11 protein-coding genes are annotated in these 14,275 nt (G+C 73.5%); 6 read left to right on the forward strand and 5 right to left on the reverse strand.

Annotated elements, in window-relative coordinates; translation table 11 throughout:
* Positions 1-133 precede the first annotated feature (133 nt).
* The 3 genes from phoA to ACZ592_RS10165 all read left to right on the forward strand — a co-directional run bounded on the left by phoA (position 134) and on the right by ACZ592_RS10165 (position 3,510).
* Positions 134-1,525, forward strand: coding sequence for an alkaline phosphatase (gene phoA, locus ACZ592_RS10155; RefSeq protein WP_471581058.1), 1,392 nt, complete (start codon positions 134-136; stop codon positions 1,523-1,525).
* 126 nt (positions 1,526-1,651) lie between these two features.
* On the forward strand, positions 1,652-2,068 hold the full coding sequence (locus tag ACZ592_RS10160) for an effector-associated constant component EACC1 (protein WP_471581059.1): 417 nt from the start codon (positions 1,652-1,654) through the stop codon (positions 2,066-2,068).
* Complete coding sequence (locus ACZ592_RS10165) at positions 2,065-3,510, forward strand: caspase, EACC1-associated type (RefSeq protein ID WP_471581060.1); 1,446 nt, start codon at positions 2,065-2,067, stop codon at positions 3,508-3,510. Before ACZ592_RS10160 ends, ACZ592_RS10165 begins: the two co-directional genes overlap by 4 nt.
* Before the next feature lie 70 nt (positions 3,511-3,580).
* On the opposite strand, the gene ACZ592_RS10170 is transcribed toward ACZ592_RS10165, so the two are convergent.
* A complete protein-coding gene (locus ACZ592_RS10170; protein ID WP_471581061.1) occupies positions 3,581-4,117 on the reverse strand; it encodes a hemerythrin domain-containing protein in 537 nt (178 codons plus the stop codon).
* A 174-nt stretch (positions 4,118-4,291) separates the two neighbouring features.
* Here ACZ592_RS10170 and ACZ592_RS10175 point away from each other — a divergent pair, with 174 nt between their 5' ends.
* The gene (locus ACZ592_RS10175) at positions 4,292-6,139 is read left to right on the forward strand and encodes a bifunctional metallophosphatase/5'-nucleotidase (RefSeq protein WP_471581062.1); all 1,848 of its coding nucleotides are present in this window, start codon (positions 4,292-4,294) and stop codon (positions 6,137-6,139) included.
* A 27-nt stretch (positions 6,140-6,166) separates the two neighbouring features.
* Here ACZ592_RS10175 and ACZ592_RS10180 read toward each other — a convergent pair whose 3' ends face one another.
* Entirely contained in the window at positions 6,167-7,126 is a 960-nt protein-coding gene (locus ACZ592_RS10180) for an MmyB family transcriptional regulator (RefSeq protein ID WP_471581063.1), read from the reverse strand.
* A 98-nt stretch (positions 7,127-7,224) separates the two neighbouring features.
* Between ACZ592_RS10180 and ACZ592_RS10185 the strand changes: the two genes are divergently transcribed.
* The gene (locus ACZ592_RS10185) at positions 7,225-8,004 is read left to right on the forward strand and encodes an NAD(P)H-dependent oxidoreductase (protein WP_471581064.1); all 780 of its coding nucleotides are present in this window, start codon (positions 7,225-7,227) and stop codon (positions 8,002-8,004) included.
* 217 nt (positions 8,005-8,221) lie between these two features.
* Here ACZ592_RS10185 and ACZ592_RS10190 read toward each other — a convergent pair whose 3' ends face one another.
* The 3 genes from ACZ592_RS10190 to ACZ592_RS10200 all read right to left on the reverse strand — a co-directional run bounded on the left by ACZ592_RS10190 (position 8,222) and on the right by ACZ592_RS10200 (position 10,376).
* Positions 8,222-8,437 (reverse strand): hypothetical protein, encoded by a 216-nt coding sequence (locus ACZ592_RS10190; RefSeq protein WP_471581065.1) that lies wholly within the window; start codon positions 8,435-8,437, stop codon positions 8,222-8,224.
* A 125-nt stretch (positions 8,438-8,562) separates the two neighbouring features.
* On the reverse strand, positions 8,563-9,789 hold the full coding sequence (locus tag ACZ592_RS10195; RefSeq protein ID WP_471581066.1) for an MFS transporter: 1,227 nt from the start codon (positions 9,787-9,789) through the stop codon (positions 8,563-8,565).
* A gap of 5 nt (positions 9,790-9,794) precedes the next feature.
* Positions 9,795-10,376 (reverse strand): SDR family NAD(P)-dependent oxidoreductase, encoded by a 582-nt coding sequence (locus tag ACZ592_RS10200; protein WP_471581067.1) that lies wholly within the window; start codon positions 10,374-10,376, stop codon positions 9,795-9,797.
* Positions 10,377-10,517: 141 nt separating this feature from the next.
* Here ACZ592_RS10200 and ACZ592_RS10205 point away from each other — a divergent pair, with 141 nt between their 5' ends.
* Entirely contained in the window at positions 10,518-14,231 is a 3,714-nt protein-coding gene (locus tag ACZ592_RS10205; protein ID WP_471581068.1) for an AfsR/SARP family transcriptional regulator, read from the forward strand.
* Positions 14,232-14,275: the final 44 nt, after the last annotated feature.

Consider the following 14,275-nt stretch of genomic DNA (forward strand, 5'->3'; position numbering starts at 1 on the left):
CGGCGATTCTCCTGGTCATCCGCAGGTCGCGTCGCCCCCGCGCCATCAAGAAGGCATCCGTACGTCCCGTGCGGTTCACGTCGCCCTGGTGTGGTGGCTGCACCGTACACGGATGATCTTCCGAGGAGTTCCCATGGCCAGACCCCGCCCGTCCCGCACGTCCCGTCGTCGGCTGACCGTCACCGCCGCCTCCGTGGTCGCCGCCACCGCGGTGGCCGTGACCGTCACCGCGTCCGCCGGTGCGTCCGACACGAAGGACCAGGCCCGGCGGGCGATCCAGGGCGGCAAGGCGAAGAACGTCATCCTGCTCATCGGCGACGGCATGGGCGACTCCGAGATCACGCTCGCCCGCGACTACACGGTGGGCGCGAACGGCCGCCTGAACATGGACAAGTTCCCGCTGACCGGCGCCTACACGACGTACGCGGTGCACAAGGACGGCACGCCCGACTACGTCACCGACTCCGCCGCGAGCGGTTCCGGCTGGGCCACCGGCGTGAAGACCGTCAACGGCCGCATCTCGAAGACGCCGGGCAGCGACAAGGCCGTGCCGACGATCCTCGAACTCGCGCAGAAGAAGGGGTACGCGACCGGGTCGGTCACCACCGCCGAGCTCACCGACGCCACCCCCGCCGTCCTCGCCTCGCACGCCACCGACCGCAGCTGCCAGGGCCCGGCCGACATGGCCAAGTGCCCGACGGACACGATCGCCAAGGGCGGCCCCGGCTCCATCGCCGAGCAGAGCGTCAACCACAAGGTCGACGTCCTCCTCGGCGGCGGCAAGCAGCGGTTCGACCAGAAGGTCACCGACGGCAGGTACAAGGGCCTCACGGTGACCGAGCAGGCCAAGAAGCTCGGCTACCAAGTCGTCACCAACGACGGCGAGTTGAAGAAGGTCAAGTCGGTCAAGGGCGGCAAGCCCGTGCTCGGTCTCTTCTCGCCCGGCAACGTGCCCGTCGAGTGGACCGGCAAGGCGGCGGCGAAGGGCGGCACCGACCCGCAGCGCTGCACCACGTCCAACCCCGGCCGCCCGGCCGGCACGCCCGCCCTCCAGGACCAGGCGAGCAAGGCCATCAAGCTCCTCGAGGCCAAGCAGAAGAGCGGCAAGATCAAGCAGGGATTCTTCCTGCAGATCGAGGGCGCCTCGATCGACAAGCAGGACCACGCGGCCGACCCGTGCGGCCAGATCGGCGAGACGGCCGCGTTCGACCGCGCGGTGAAGGTCGCCCGCGACTACGCGGCCAAGCACCCGGACACCCTGGTCGTCACGACCGCCGACCACGCGCACACCAGCCAGATCGTGCCGCTGGAGGCGCAGCCGCCCGGCCTGTCCTCGACGCTCGTCACCGACGAGGGCCAGCAGCTGAAGGTCAACTACTCGACGAACACGCCGGGTGCCTCGCAGGAGCACACCGGTACGCAGGTGCGGATCGCGGCGCAGGGGCCGCAGGCGTACCGGGTCCTCGGCGTCACCAACCAGACGGATCTCTTCTCGACGGTGCGTGAGGCGCTGCGGCTTCGCTGAGCCTCCGTACTCCGCCGTTTCCCACGCTCCCCGTGCCCGCGCGGGCGACTTGTCCCGGCCGCCTGCGCCGGGCGGTGCCCAGGGCCTAATCTGAGGCCCGGACAGAGCCGGGCACGGGGGCGGGGCATGGACGTCACGTTGATGAGCGGCGATTCCTCCGGCCCCGGAGCGGCGGGCGGTGGCGGTCTCGCGCCGCTGCGGAGGTGGATCGACGCGGATCCGGGTCTCGCGGGGGTACGCCGCACGGTCCACGGCCACGGTCCCGCCCGCGGTCCCGCCCGCGACGACGGACGCATGGGCGACGCCGTCGAGGTCATCAACCTCGTCGTGTCGAACTCCCTGGCCCTCGCATCCCTGCTGACCACCATCCTGAACTGGCGCGCCTCCCGTCCTTCGGCCCCGGAGATCCTGGTGGTCCTGGCCGACGGCCGGACGCTGACGGCCGACCGGGAGACCGTCGAACGCCTGCGGGACGAGGCGTCGGCCGCGGCCACCGGCACCTCGGACGACAGCGACGCCGAAAGCGACGGCGACACCCGATGACGACGGACCCGGCACCGCTGTCGGACCCGCGCAGATCCCAGGTCGTCCTCGTCGGCGTCCACACCTACGCCCACCAGAACGACCTGCCGTCCGTGGCCCGGAACGTGCGGACGCTCGCCGGCCTCTTCGGGGATCCGCGGATCTGGGGCGTCCCCGCCGCGCGGTGCACGCTGATCGAACAGCCCGCCGATCCCGTCGTCGTGCTCGACGCGCTGGAGGACGCCGCCGCGCTCGCCGAGGACACCCTGGTCTTCTACTACGCGGGCCACGGCGTGGTGGACCCGTACACCGAAGAGCTCTACCTCTCCCTGCCGGGATCGCGGCCAGCCCGGACGGACACCGCGCTGCGGTACGAGTACATCCGCAGGATCGTGGCCTCCAACTCCTTCCCCGCGCGCCGCAAGTTGATCGTCCTGGACTGCTGCTGGAGCGGGCGCGCGCTCATCGGGACCATGGGCGGCCGGTCCAGGATCGCCGACCAGGTCGTGGTGGAGGGCACCTGCCTGCTGACCGCGTCCTCGGAGACGGCGGAAGCGCTCGCGCCGCCCGACGAGCCGTACACCGCCTTCACCGGTGAACTGATCAACGTGGTGCGCGACGGCGTCGAGGGCGCCCCGGAATTCCTGGACATGGACGCGCTCTACGAAGAGGTACGCACCCGGCTCGTCGTCAAGTCCCGTCCCCTGCCGCAGCTGCGGAACCGCAACACGGCGGGCCGGATCAGCATCGCCCGCAACCGCGCGCACCTCTCCCTTTCGGCACCGCGCCTGGACGCCCCGCCCGGCACGCGCGCGGAGCTGGCCGACCTCATGCGCGCGGCGGAGGAGGCGAGCGCGGTGGGCCAGGAGGGCGACCCGGCGAGCGCGATGCGTGCCTACGCCGCGCTCGCCGCCGACTCCACCGCCCGTCTCGGCCCCGCGCACCCCTACACGCTGCGGCTGCGCCAGTGCTACGCCGACTGGACGGGGATCGCCGGGGACCCCCAGAGCGCGGAGCGGCTGTACGGAGTCATCGTGTACGACTGCGGCCGGCTGCTCGACGCGGAGCACCCGGTCACCGAGGCGGCGCAGCGGGGCGCCCGGCACTGGGCGAAGGCGGCGCGCACGTCACCGCGCGTCTGGCCGGACCGCGCGCCCCCGAGCGGCCGCCCCGAGGACTGGCCCGAACTGCCCCCGCTCCCCGTCTTCATGGCCGCCGAACTGCGCTCCACGTCCGCCGACCACAGCACCCACCTGCACATCTCGAATTCTTCCCCGCAGCCCCTGCGCCTGTACTGGCTCGACTACCAGGGCCAGGCCCAGCTCTACCGCGTCCTCAACCCTCGCGAGTCCTACGTACAGCAGACGTTCGTGAGCCACCCCTGGATCGCCGTGACCCCGACGGGCACGATCCGCGAGGCCTTCCTCCCCTCGGCCTCCCCGGCGCGGGTGATCCTGCGCTGAGAGGGCTGAGAGGGCTGAGAGGTCTGAGGGCGCGGCCCCCCTCACCATCACGCGGGCGTGGAACGGGGGTTCAGCCCTTCGCGATCTCGCGTACGTTTTCGAGGTCGCCGCAGCCCGACTTCAGCTGTCGGGTCCTCTCCCGCAGGAACGCCTCGCCCAGTTCCTCACGGCGGGGCATCGGGACGTTTTCGCGGGCTCCGTTGAGGATCGTGCGTTCCTCTTCGTCCGTGTGGTGGGCCACCGCCTCGACCAGGTTCTCCAGCTTCGTGTCCCAGGCGTCCGAGCCTGCTCCGGTGCCGGTCGTGGCCTCTTCCAGGAGGGCGAGGAGGGCCTTGTTGCCGTCGTCGTGTTCCTCTTCGCCGTGTTCCAGCTCTTCGTCGTCGATGTGCTTGAAGCGCTTGAGGGCGGGATAGACCTCGGACTCCTCCGCCAGCGCGTGGGCGATCAGCAGCGCGGCGAACTCCTCCAGCGCGGCCGTCCTGTCCGCCTCCACGCTGCGCATCTCCCGGAAGAGGTCCTCCATCCTGCGGTGGTCGGTGAGGATCAGCTCGACCACGTCGTGGGGGTGGTGGCCGTTCGGGTGTCCGGCCTGGGTCTCGGGCGTCATGTGCGTCGCCGTCCCTTCGTGCTTGGTGGGCAGGGCACTCGGTTACCCCCTCGCGCCGTCGGCGAACCGGGGACGGGGCCGCGTGGCGGTGCGGGTCTCGTGCGGGCGGGGGACTCGGCGCGGGCGCTGGCGTGTCCGGGGCCGGGGTGACCGACCCCTTCGTACCTTCGGGGCGTGACTGAATCCGCGCAGGGTGCGCCTCCCTCGTCCCCGTCCCCTCGGTCCGCGGTGGCCACCCGCCCCCCGTCGCGGTTCCGGCGTGCCGCGCTCGGCTGCGCGGCCGTCGTGACCGGGCTCGCGGGGCTCGCGCTGTCCGTGCCCGCCGCCTCCGCGACGGCCTCCGCCGTGCCGCCCGACCCGCAGCCCGTTCCGGCGACGCGCGGTGGCGTGCCCGTGCAGCTCCTCGCGCTCAACGACCTGCACGGCAACCTGGACCCCGTCGAGGGTCCCGCGGGGCGCGTGCGGCGCGGGAGCGGCGAACCGGTGCAGGCGGGCGGGCTGCCGCAGCTGGCCACGCTCGTGGGCAAGGCCCGTGCCGGGCAGACCAACTCGCTGACCGTGGCCGCCGGGGACATGATCGGCGGCAGCCCGCTCGTGTCCGCGCTCTTCCACGACGAGCCGACCGTCGCCGCCCTCGAACAGCTGAAGCTCGGCGTCAGCTCGGTCGGCAACCACGAGTTCGACGAAGGCCCGCGGGAGCTGAAGCGGATGGCCGAGGGCGGCTGTCACCCCGAGGACGGCTGCGCGCCCGGCGGCGGCTACGACGGCGCCGGCTTCCCGTATCTCGCCGCCAACGTGACCCGCAAGGGCGGCACCGAACCGCTGCTGCGGCCGTACGCCGTCAAGAAGCTGCCCGGCGGGAAGCGCATCGGGTTCATCGGCCTGGTCACCAAGAACGCGCCCGAGGCGATCAACGCCACGCAGATCCGCGACGTGGAGTTCCACGACGAGGTGCCCGTCGTCGAGCGCTACTCGAAGGAGCTGGCGAAGAAGGGCGTCGAGGCGCAGGTCCTCCTCATCCACGAGGGCGAGGCCACCAACGGGGTGGCCGGTGACGGCGACTGCGACGCCGACGGACCCGGCTCCGAGCTGCGCGGCCGCATCAAGGGCATCGCCGAGCGGACGCCGAGCGCGGTCGACCTCATCGTCAGCGGGCACTCGCACGACGCGTACGAGTGCACGGTCACCGACCCCGCGGGCCGGCCCCGTTCGGTGACGCAGGCCGACTCCTTCGGGCGTTCCTTCACCGATCTGCGCTTCCGGATGAGCGGCGACGGCGACATCATCCGCACCTCGGTGAAGGCGAAGAACCGTGTCGTGCCCGTCAGCACGCCCAAGCAGCGCGCGATGACCGAGCTCGTCGAGACCTGGCGCAAGCGCTCGGCGCAGGTCGCCGAGCGGACCGTCGGATACATCTCCGCCGACCTGCCGGGCCGCGGCTCGACGGAGCGGGAGACCCCGCTGGGCAGCCTGCTCACCGACGCGCAGACCGAGGCCACCCGCGGCGACGAGGCCGACCTCGCCCTCCTCAACCCGGGTGGCATGCGCGGCGACCTCGTGCACAAGGCCGACGGCGCCGTCACCTACGCCGACGCGTACCGCACGCAGCCCTTCGGGACCACGCTGCTGACGATGACGCTCACCGGCAAGCAGCTGATCGCCGTCCTGAAGGAGCAGTTCACCGGCGCCAACGCCGGCACTCCGCGCTTCCTGCAGCTCTCCTCGGCACTCTCGTACTCGGCCGACATGAGCCGTTCCGGCGGCGACCGGCTGCTCACGGACACCGTGAAGGTGAAGGGCGAGCGGGTGCGGGCCGACGCCGACAAGAAGTACCGCGTCACCGTGAACGACTTCCTCGCCAACGGGGGCAACGGCTTCACCACGTTCACGAAGGGCACGGACCGCGACGGCGGCGAGACGACCGACCTGGACGCGCTGGTCCAGTACCTGGAGAACAACTCCGCGCCGGACTCCCCCATCGCGCCGCCGGCTCCCGGCAGGATCACGTTCGTCAAGAAGTAGCGCGGCCGTACGGCGCTTGCGAACCGGCTACGAAGTCGCGAGGCGGGCCAGGGTGGCCGCCTCTTCGGTGCCCTGCGCCGCGCCGAAGACGTGGACCACCAGACCCGTCTCGCCGGGCGCGGCCGGCACGTGGAGCGTCTCGTAGTCCAGGGTGAGCACCCCGGCCTCCGCGTGCCGCAGCCGCTTGTGTCCGGCCGCGCACATCACCACCTCGCCGCTGTCCCAGATCCTCTTGAACTCGACGCTGCGGGACGTCAGTTCGCGGATCAGCGCGGTCAGCTCCGCGTCGTCCGGGTGGCGGCCCGCGGCCACCCGCAGCTGGCCCACCGCCTCCGCCGCCCGGTCCGCCCACTCCGGGTACACGTCGTGGGAGGCGGGGTCGAGGAAGAGGTAGCGGGCGTTGTTGCGGTCACGGCGGGGCGGGTCGGCGAGGCCGCCGATGAGCTCGGCGCCGAGCGCGTTCCAGGCGACCACGTCGAGACGGTGGTCCGTCGCGAAGGCGGGGAAGCCGGCGACCGCGTCCAGGATCTGCCGCAGCAGCGGGCTGACACGGGTGCTCGGCGCGGGGGCGCGCTCGGCGGCGGCCAGGGTCGCGAGGTGCCTGCGCTCCGCCGCGGCCAGGCCGAGCGCGTCGGCGAGGGCGCCGAGCACCTCGGCGGACGGCTGGGTGGCACGGCCCTGTTCGAGGCGTACGTAGTAGTCGACGCTGATCCCGGCGAGCTGGGCCAGCTCCTCGCGGCGCAGGCCGCGCACCCGTCGGCGGGTGCCGGCGTTGATGCCGACGCTCTCGGGGGCCACGCGGCCGCGGCGGGCGCGCAGGAACTCGCCGAGGGCGGCCTGGCCGGTGCCGGTGTTGGTGCCGGTGCCGGTGCTGGTGCCGGTGCCGCTCTCCGCGCCGGTGCTGGTGCTGGTGCCGCTCTCCGCGCCGGTGCCGGTGCTGGTGCTGGTCCCGGTCCCGCTGGCTGTGTTGCTGGCGTCCACGTCCATGCGGTCAAGTATCAGGTGGTCCTCGCAGTACCAGGAACGGTGTTCCTCCACCGAACAGAGTGCTGGCTGCCCGGCCGCGTACGGGAGACGTTGGCGGCATGAAGATTCTCGTCGTCAGCGCCCACCCCGAACCGCGCTCGCTCACCGCCTCCCTCGCCCGCTTCGCCGTCGACCACCTGCGGGCGGCGGGCCACGAGGTGCGGGTCTCCGACCTCTACGCGATGAAGTGGAAGGCGACGGTGGACGCCGACGACTTCCCGGACTTCTGCGCCGAGCCCGAGCGGCGGCTGCACGTCTTGGACGGCTCGCAGGAGGCCACGCTCGCTGGGCGGCTGTCCGCGGACGTCGTGGCCGAGCAGGAGAAGCTGCGCTGGGCCGACGCCGTGGTGCTGCAGTTCCCGCTGTGGTGGTTCTCGCCGCCCGCGATCGTCAAGGGCTGGATCGACCGCGTGTTCACCGCCGGGTTCGGTTACGGCCCCACGCTCCCCCCGCCGTACACCGAGAACGTCGGCGACCTCGCCGGGAAGCGCGCGCTCCTGTCGGTGACGGCCGGCGCCCGGGAGACGTCGTTCTCCGACCGGGGGATCCACGGCCGCATGGCGGACGTGCTGTACCCGCTGCAGCACGGCCTGTTCTGGTTCACCGGCGTCTCGCCGCTCGAACCGTTCGTCGTGTACGAGGCGAACGAACTGCCCGAGGAGCGGTTCGCGGCGGTGCGGGAGGCGTACGCGGCCCGGCTGGACGGCCTCTTCACCGACGCGCCGGTGCCGTTCCGCACGCTCGACGGGGGCGACTACGACCACGACATGCGGTTGCTCGGCGGGGTGGAGGAGGCGGGGACGGACGGGTTCGCACTTCATGTGCGGCCGGCGGGCTGAGCCTGGCGCCGAGCCTGACGCTGCGCCTCGGTGGGGGTCGGGGGGCGAGTGGGGGACGGGTGGGCCCCCGCCGTGCGCGCGGAGGCCCGGCCTGCACCTGGGGGGTGCGGGTCGGGCGTCACGCGTAAGCGTCAGGCGTCGGGCATCGGGCGTCAGGCGTCGGGCTTCAGCCATCAGGTGTCAGGCGTCAGGCGTCAGGCCGGGCTTCCCGCTCTCCTCAGTTCGTGCCCGAGTCGCCCGAATCGGCTGTGCTGCCGCTGTTGTTGCCGCTCCGGCCGCTCTTCTTGGTGGCCGAGGCGACCAGTTCCGCGGAGGCCACCGTCACCTTCGCCACGCCCCGGACCCAGCGCGGGCCGCCCCGCGCCGCCCAGACGACCGCTCCCAGGCCCGCGGCGGCTATCAGCACCGCGATGCCGAGCAGGACGATCATCATCGGCCTCCCCCTTCCTCGTAAGTTCCGTGTAAGGAGGGAGATTTTCTCAGACCGGCGTTCGTGGACCTACCGCACGTCGGACAGTCGTACGTCGAGCAGTCGTACGTCGGACGCTCGTGGGCGGGTCAGCCCCGCGCCGGGAACCCGTGCTTGCGGGCCGCGACCACCACCAGCAGGACCGGGATCAGGAGCAGCAGGATCGTCCAGGGGAAGGACGACGTGCCGACCAGGCCCAGCAGGATGCCGCCGAAGACGCCGCCGCCGGCCATCGCGACGTTCCACAGGGTGACGAGCATCGCCTGGGCGGCGTCCGCCGCGTCACCTCCCGCGTCGCCCGCGGCGGTCTGCAGGAGGGTGGGGGCGCCGCCCCAGCCAAGGCCCCAGAGCGTCACGGCGACGTACACGAGGGCGGAGTTGTCGGAGAAGACGGCCAGGACGGCCGCCGCCGCGCCCATGAGGAGCACGCTCGCGAGGGTCAGCGCGCGCAGCCTGCGGTGGATCAGCGCGCCCACGATCCAGATGCTCGCGAGGGACGCGGCGCCGAAGACGAGCAGGACGAGGTCGGTGGAGCCGCCCATGCCGAGGCCGTCGAGGAACGTGGCGATGTACGTGTAGAGGACGGTGTGCGCGAGGACGAAGACCAGGGTGACGAAGAGGACGGGCGTCACACCGGGCAGGCGCAGGGTCGACAGCATCGGGGTCTTCTCGCCGCGGCCCTGTCCGGGGTGGTCGGGGACGAGGGCGGCGATCCAGGCCAGCAGGCCGACGGTGAGCACGGTCATGACCAGGAACGCGACCTGCCAGCTGAGCACCTTGCCGAGGAACGTGCCCGCCGGGACGCCGAGCGACAGCGCGACCGGGATGCCCGCCATGGCGATGGCGATGGCCTTGCCCTGGAGGTGGGCGGGTGCCATGCGGCGGGCGTACCCGGCGAGCAGCGCCCAGGCGAGACCGGCGGCGACACCGGCGACGAAGCGGGCCGCCATGGTGAGGGTGTAGTCGGCGGAGACCGCCGTGACCGTGTTGGCGGCGGCGAACCCGGCCATCGCCACGAGGAGCAGCCGCTTGCGCCGCCAGCCCGCGGTGGCCGCGGTCAGCGGTATCGCGGTGAGCGCGGTGCCTATGGCGTAGATCGTGACGGTCTGCCCGGTGGCGGACTCACTGACGCCGAGGTCGGCGCTCATCGCGGGCAGCAGGCCCGCGGGCAGCGTCTCGGTGAGACTGGTGATGAAGACGGCGGTGGCGAGGGCGAGCAGCGCGAGTATCGGAAGCTTCTGCTCCGGGGGGCCGGTGCGGGTGGTGTCGCTGGTGTCGCTGGTGGAGCGGCCGGGGGTGACCTCTGCGGTACGCATGGCGGTCAGGTCCTTTCGGGGCGGGTACGTGTGCCTGTACGTGTGCCTGTACGTGAAGGGGTGGGGGCGTTCGCCCCGGTGGGCGCGGCGTCGGTGGGCGTGGGCGCGGCGCGGGAGATGCCGTCCGCGAGGCTCAGCGCGGTACGGGCGGTCTCGTCGGCTGATCCGCGACAACGGATGAGCGGGGCGAGGGAGTTGACCGCCGGGTCGTCGGTGGGCCCGGCGAGGACGACCACGCCGCCCTCCCTCAGCAGCCGCAGCAACCCGCGCGCGGGCGGCGCGGGCAGCCCGTCGTCGGCGTGGACGAAGAGGTAGTCGATGCGGCCGAGTCGGGCGGTGATGACGGGAGCGAGGGGGTGGGGCTGGTGGTGGCGAGCTGTCGGGGGCGCCGGCGGCGGCCGGCCAGGGTCGTAGGGGATGACGTGGGCGCAGGAGCCCAGTTCCGCGGACGCCTCCGTCAGGTCCGTGCCCGGGAGGACCGTCATCAGGACCTCCGCGCCGCCCTCCACCAGCCGCTTGGCGACCGCCAGGCCGAGACCCTTCGCGCCGCCGACGACCACGGCCTTCGTGCCTGCGTACTTGGGCATGTGCCCCTCCTGCGTCCCGTGCTGCGTCCCGTGGTTCCTTGCTGACGGGGACGACTCTGCTCGGGGGCGCTTCGGGGTCGCTGACGGTTCGCTGACGGTCGCGGCAACCGCGGGTCCTGAGGCCTGTGTACGGTGATCCGCATGCGGTTCGGGGTGCTGGGTCCACTGACGGTGTGGGACGGCGAGGGGGAACCGGTGAGGGTCCCCGAGGCGAAGGTCCGGGCGCTGCTCGCCGATCTTCTGGTGCACGAGGGCCGGTTGGTCTCCGCCGACCGGCTCATCGACGACCTCTGGGGCGCGGCGCCGCCCGGCAACCCGTCCAACGCCCTCCAGTCCAAGGTCTCCCAACTGCGCCGGGCCATCGGCCGCGACCGTGTGGTGCATCAGGCGCACGGCTACCGGATACGGGTGGACGTGGGTGCGGGGGAGTCGGGTGCGGGGGGTTCTCGTGCCGAGGACTCCGTGGACGCGTTCCGCTTCCGCGACCTCGTGGCCGGGGCCCGTCGCGAGGGTGATCCGCGGGTGCGGGCCGACCGGCTCACCGAGGCCCTGGGACTGTGGCGCGGGCCCGCGTACGCCGACCTCGCCGACGAGGCGTTCGTCCGCCCGGCGGCGGACCGGCTCGCGGAGCAGCGCCTCGCCGTACTGGAGGAACAGGCCGAGGCACGCCTCGCCGCGGGCGATCGCACGCTGCTCACCGGGGAGCTCGCGGACCTGGTGGCCCGGCACCCGCTGCGGGAGCGGCTGCGGGCCGTCCAGGTGCGCGCGCTGTACCTGGCGGGGCGCCAGAGCGAGGCCCTCGCGTCCTACGCGGACCTGCGAAAGCAACTGGCCGAGGAGTTGGGACTGGATCCGGGGCCGGAGCTGACGGCGCTCCACGAGGCGATCCTGCGGCAGGACCCGACGCTCGCGCCGGCAACTCTCCTCACACCGTCAACTCTCCTCGCACCGGCAGCACCGGCAGCACCGGCCGGGCCGCTGGTTGCGGGCGGGCCGGGTGCGATGAGCGGGCCGCTGGCTGCGGGCGGACCGACGACCGTGGGCGGGCCGACGGCAACAAGCTGGCCGACGACGGTGGGCGGACCGACGGCGACAGGCGGACCGGCGGCCGTGGGCGGACCGACGGCGACAGGCTGGCCGCCAGCAACAGGCGGACCGACGGCCCCCGCCGTCGACCCTCAGCACAACGCCCAGCCGCAACCCCAACCGCGACCCCAACCCCACCCCCGCACCAACCTCCCCACCCAGCTCACCCCCCTCCTCGGCCGCGAACCCGCCGTCGGCGAAGTCGGGCGGCTGCTCGGCGGCGCCGTCCGCCTGGTGACGCTCACCGGGCCCGGCGGCGTCGGGAAGACGCGGCTCGCGCTGGAGGCGGCGGGCCGGTACGCGGGGGCGGACGCCTCCGACGGCGTCTGGCTCGTCGAGTTCGCGGGGCAACGCGGCGGCAGCGGCGTCGCCGACCTCGCGCAGGCCGTCGCCTCGGTCCTCGGGCTGCGCGACGACGCGCCCGGCGGGCCGACCGGTCCCGGCGCCGCCGCCGACCCCGTCGACCGCCTCGCCGCCGCCCTGCGGGACCGCCGCACGCTGCTCGTCCTCGACAACTGCGAGCAGGTCGTGGACGAGGCGGCCCACTTGATCGACACGCTGCTGCGGGCCGCGCCCGGACTGCGGGTCCTCGCCACCAGCCAGGAGCCGCTGGGCCTCACGGGCGAGACGGTGTTCCTGGTGGAGCCGCTGCAACCCGTCGACGCGGTGGGCCTGTTCGCCGCCCGTGCCGCCGCCTCGGCGCCCGGCTTCACGCTGCCCACCGACGGCGACGAGGCGGCGGCCGTCGCGGAGATCTGCCGCAGGCTCGACGGCATCCCGCTCGCGCTCGAACTGGCGGCGACGCGTGTACGCGCCCTGGGCGTACGCGAGTTGGCGGACCGCCTCGGCGACCGCTTCCGGCTCCTCAGCTCGGGGCAGCGCGGCGCCCCGGCCCGTCAGCAGACCCTGCGGGCGGTGATCGACTGGAGCTGGGAACTGCTGAGCGCTCCCGAGCGCATCGTGCTGCGCCGCCTCGCCGTGCACCGCGACGGGTGCACGCTCGACGCGGCGGAGGCGGTCTGCGCGGGCGACGGCGTGGCACGCGAGGAGGTCCTCGACCTCGTCACCCGTCTCGTCGACCGTTCCCTGGTCGTCATGGCGCCGGGCCCCGCGGGGACGGCGCCGCGCTACCGGCTCCTGGAGTCCGTGGCCGCGTACGCCATGGAGCGGCTGCACGAGATGGCGGATCTCACCGGCGTACGCGAACGCCACCTGCGCCACTACCTGAACCTCGCCGAACAAGCCGCCCCGCACCTGCGCTCCGGAGCCCAGCGCACCTGGCTCGCCATCCTGGACGCAGAGTCCGCGAACCTGCGCGCGGCGCTGGACGAGGCGGTCGGGGGTGGCGGGGCGGCGCCGGGCAGTGCTGTCCCGGATGAGTCGGCCCCGCACAGGTCGGCGCCGGGCAGGTCGGCCCCGGGCGAGGCGGCAGGCCGCACCCCCGGGCCCGACGCCGTGCGGCTCGCCTCCGCGCTTGCCTGGTGGTGGCTGCTGCGCGGGCGCCTCACCGAGGGGCGGCGCGCGCTCACCTCCGTGCTCGACGCGATCGAGGCCCTGCCCGCAGCCGGGGCTGCCGCGTCCGGCGAACTTCCCGCCCTGCGCGACGCCTTCGCGCTCCTGACCGGTGATCGCTCCACCACCAAGGCGGGGCCCGGCAAGCCCGCCCGGCACGCCCACACCCACACTCACTCCCACGCCCACGCCCACGCCCCCACTCACGTTCACACCCTCTGGCTGAGCGCTTACGGGCTGTTCAGCGCCGGGGATCCTGTCGCCAGTGAGCAGGTCAACGCTCGCGTGCTCGAGCTCGCCGCCGCGTTCGAGGACCCGTGGGGCACCGCGGCGGGGCTCGGGCTGCGCGCCATGCACGCGTTGATCCGCGGCGACCTCGACACGATCGGCGGCGACGGGCTGCGCGCGGCCCGGCTCTTCGAGGAACTCGGCGACGGCTGGGGCCAGTTGCAGACCGTCACGCCACTCGCCGTGCTCGCCGAGATCAAGGGCGACTACGACGAGGCGGCCCGCCGCCAGCACGAGGGGCTGCGCATCGCCCGCGAGCTCGGCCTCGCGGCAGAAGTCTCCGCGCGGCTCTCCGGGCTGGGGCGGCTCGCGCTGCTCACCCACGACTGGCAGCGGGCCCGCGAACTGCACGTGCAGGCACGGCAGTTGGCCGTCGAGCAGGGCTACCGCTACGGGGAGATCCACGCGGAGATGGGCCTCGCCCTCGGCGCGCGCCGCGCCGGAGACCTGGCCGCCGCCGAAACGCACCTGCACCGCATCCGCGATCACCACGCCGACGTCTCCTCCCCCGCGGGCGACCACCTGCTCCACGCCGAGCTGGGCTTCCTCGCGGAGCTGCGCGGCGACGGCGCCGGGGCCGAGGCCCACCACGTGCTCGCCCTGGACATCGCCCGTACCCTCGCGGAGCCCCGCGCGCTCGCCCTCGCCCTGGAAGGCCTGGCGGGCGCGGCGGCACTGGACGGCGACGCGGCCGGGGCGGAGCGCGCCGCCCTCCTGCTCGGCGCGGCGGACGCGGCCCGCCGCAGTGTGGGCGCCCCGCTGCCGCCCGCCGAACGCGCCGACGTCGACCGGATCACGGCGAAGGCCCGGGCGGCCACCATGGGTGAACCGGCCGGTGAAACGACCCATGGAACGGCCGATGGAATGACCGATGGAACGGCCGATGAACCGTCCTTCGACACCGCGTTCGCGCGGGGCGCGGAGCTGCCGCCCGGCGAGTTGCCCGGGGGCGCGCGCCACGCCGAGTGAGCCATTTGGGTGAGGCCACGCGAAGGACCCGCAGGTAGGATTCG

The sequence above is a fragment of the Streptomyces sp. NPDC040622 genome (assembly GCF_055593965.1).

Coding starts and splice junctions, on each gene's coding strand:
- phoA (WP_471581058.1), top strand. CDS start 134: ATGGCCAGACCCCGCCCGTCCCGCACGTCCCGTCGTCGGCTGACCGTC.
- ACZ592_RS10160 (WP_471581059.1), top strand. CDS start 1,652: ATGGACGTCACGTTGATGAGCGGCGATTCCTCCGGCCCCGGAGCGGCG.
- ACZ592_RS10165 (WP_471581060.1), top strand. CDS start 2,065: ATGACGACGGACCCGGCACCGCTGTCGGACCCGCGCAGATCCCAGGTC.
- ACZ592_RS10170 (WP_471581061.1), bottom strand. CDS start 4,117: ATGACGCCCGAGACCCAGGCCGGACACCCGAACGGCCACCACCCCCAC.
- ACZ592_RS10180 (WP_471581063.1), bottom strand. CDS start 7,126: ATGGACGTGGACGCCAGCAACACAGCCAGCGGGACCGGGACCAGCACC.
- ACZ592_RS10185 (WP_471581064.1), top strand. CDS start 7,225: ATGAAGATTCTCGTCGTCAGCGCCCACCCCGAACCGCGCTCGCTCACC.
- ACZ592_RS10190 (WP_471581065.1), bottom strand. CDS start 8,437: ATGATGATCGTCCTGCTCGGCATCGCGGTGCTGATAGCCGCCGCGGGC.
- ACZ592_RS10195 (WP_471581066.1), bottom strand. CDS start 9,789: ATGCGTACCGCAGAGGTCACCCCCGGCCGCTCCACCAGCGACACCAGC.
- ACZ592_RS10200 (WP_471581067.1), bottom strand. CDS start 10,376: ATGCCCAAGTACGCAGGCACGAAGGCCGTGGTCGTCGGCGGCGCGAAG.
- ACZ592_RS10205 (WP_471581068.1), top strand. CDS start 10,518: ATGCGGTTCGGGGTGCTGGGTCCACTGACGGTGTGGGACGGCGAGGGG.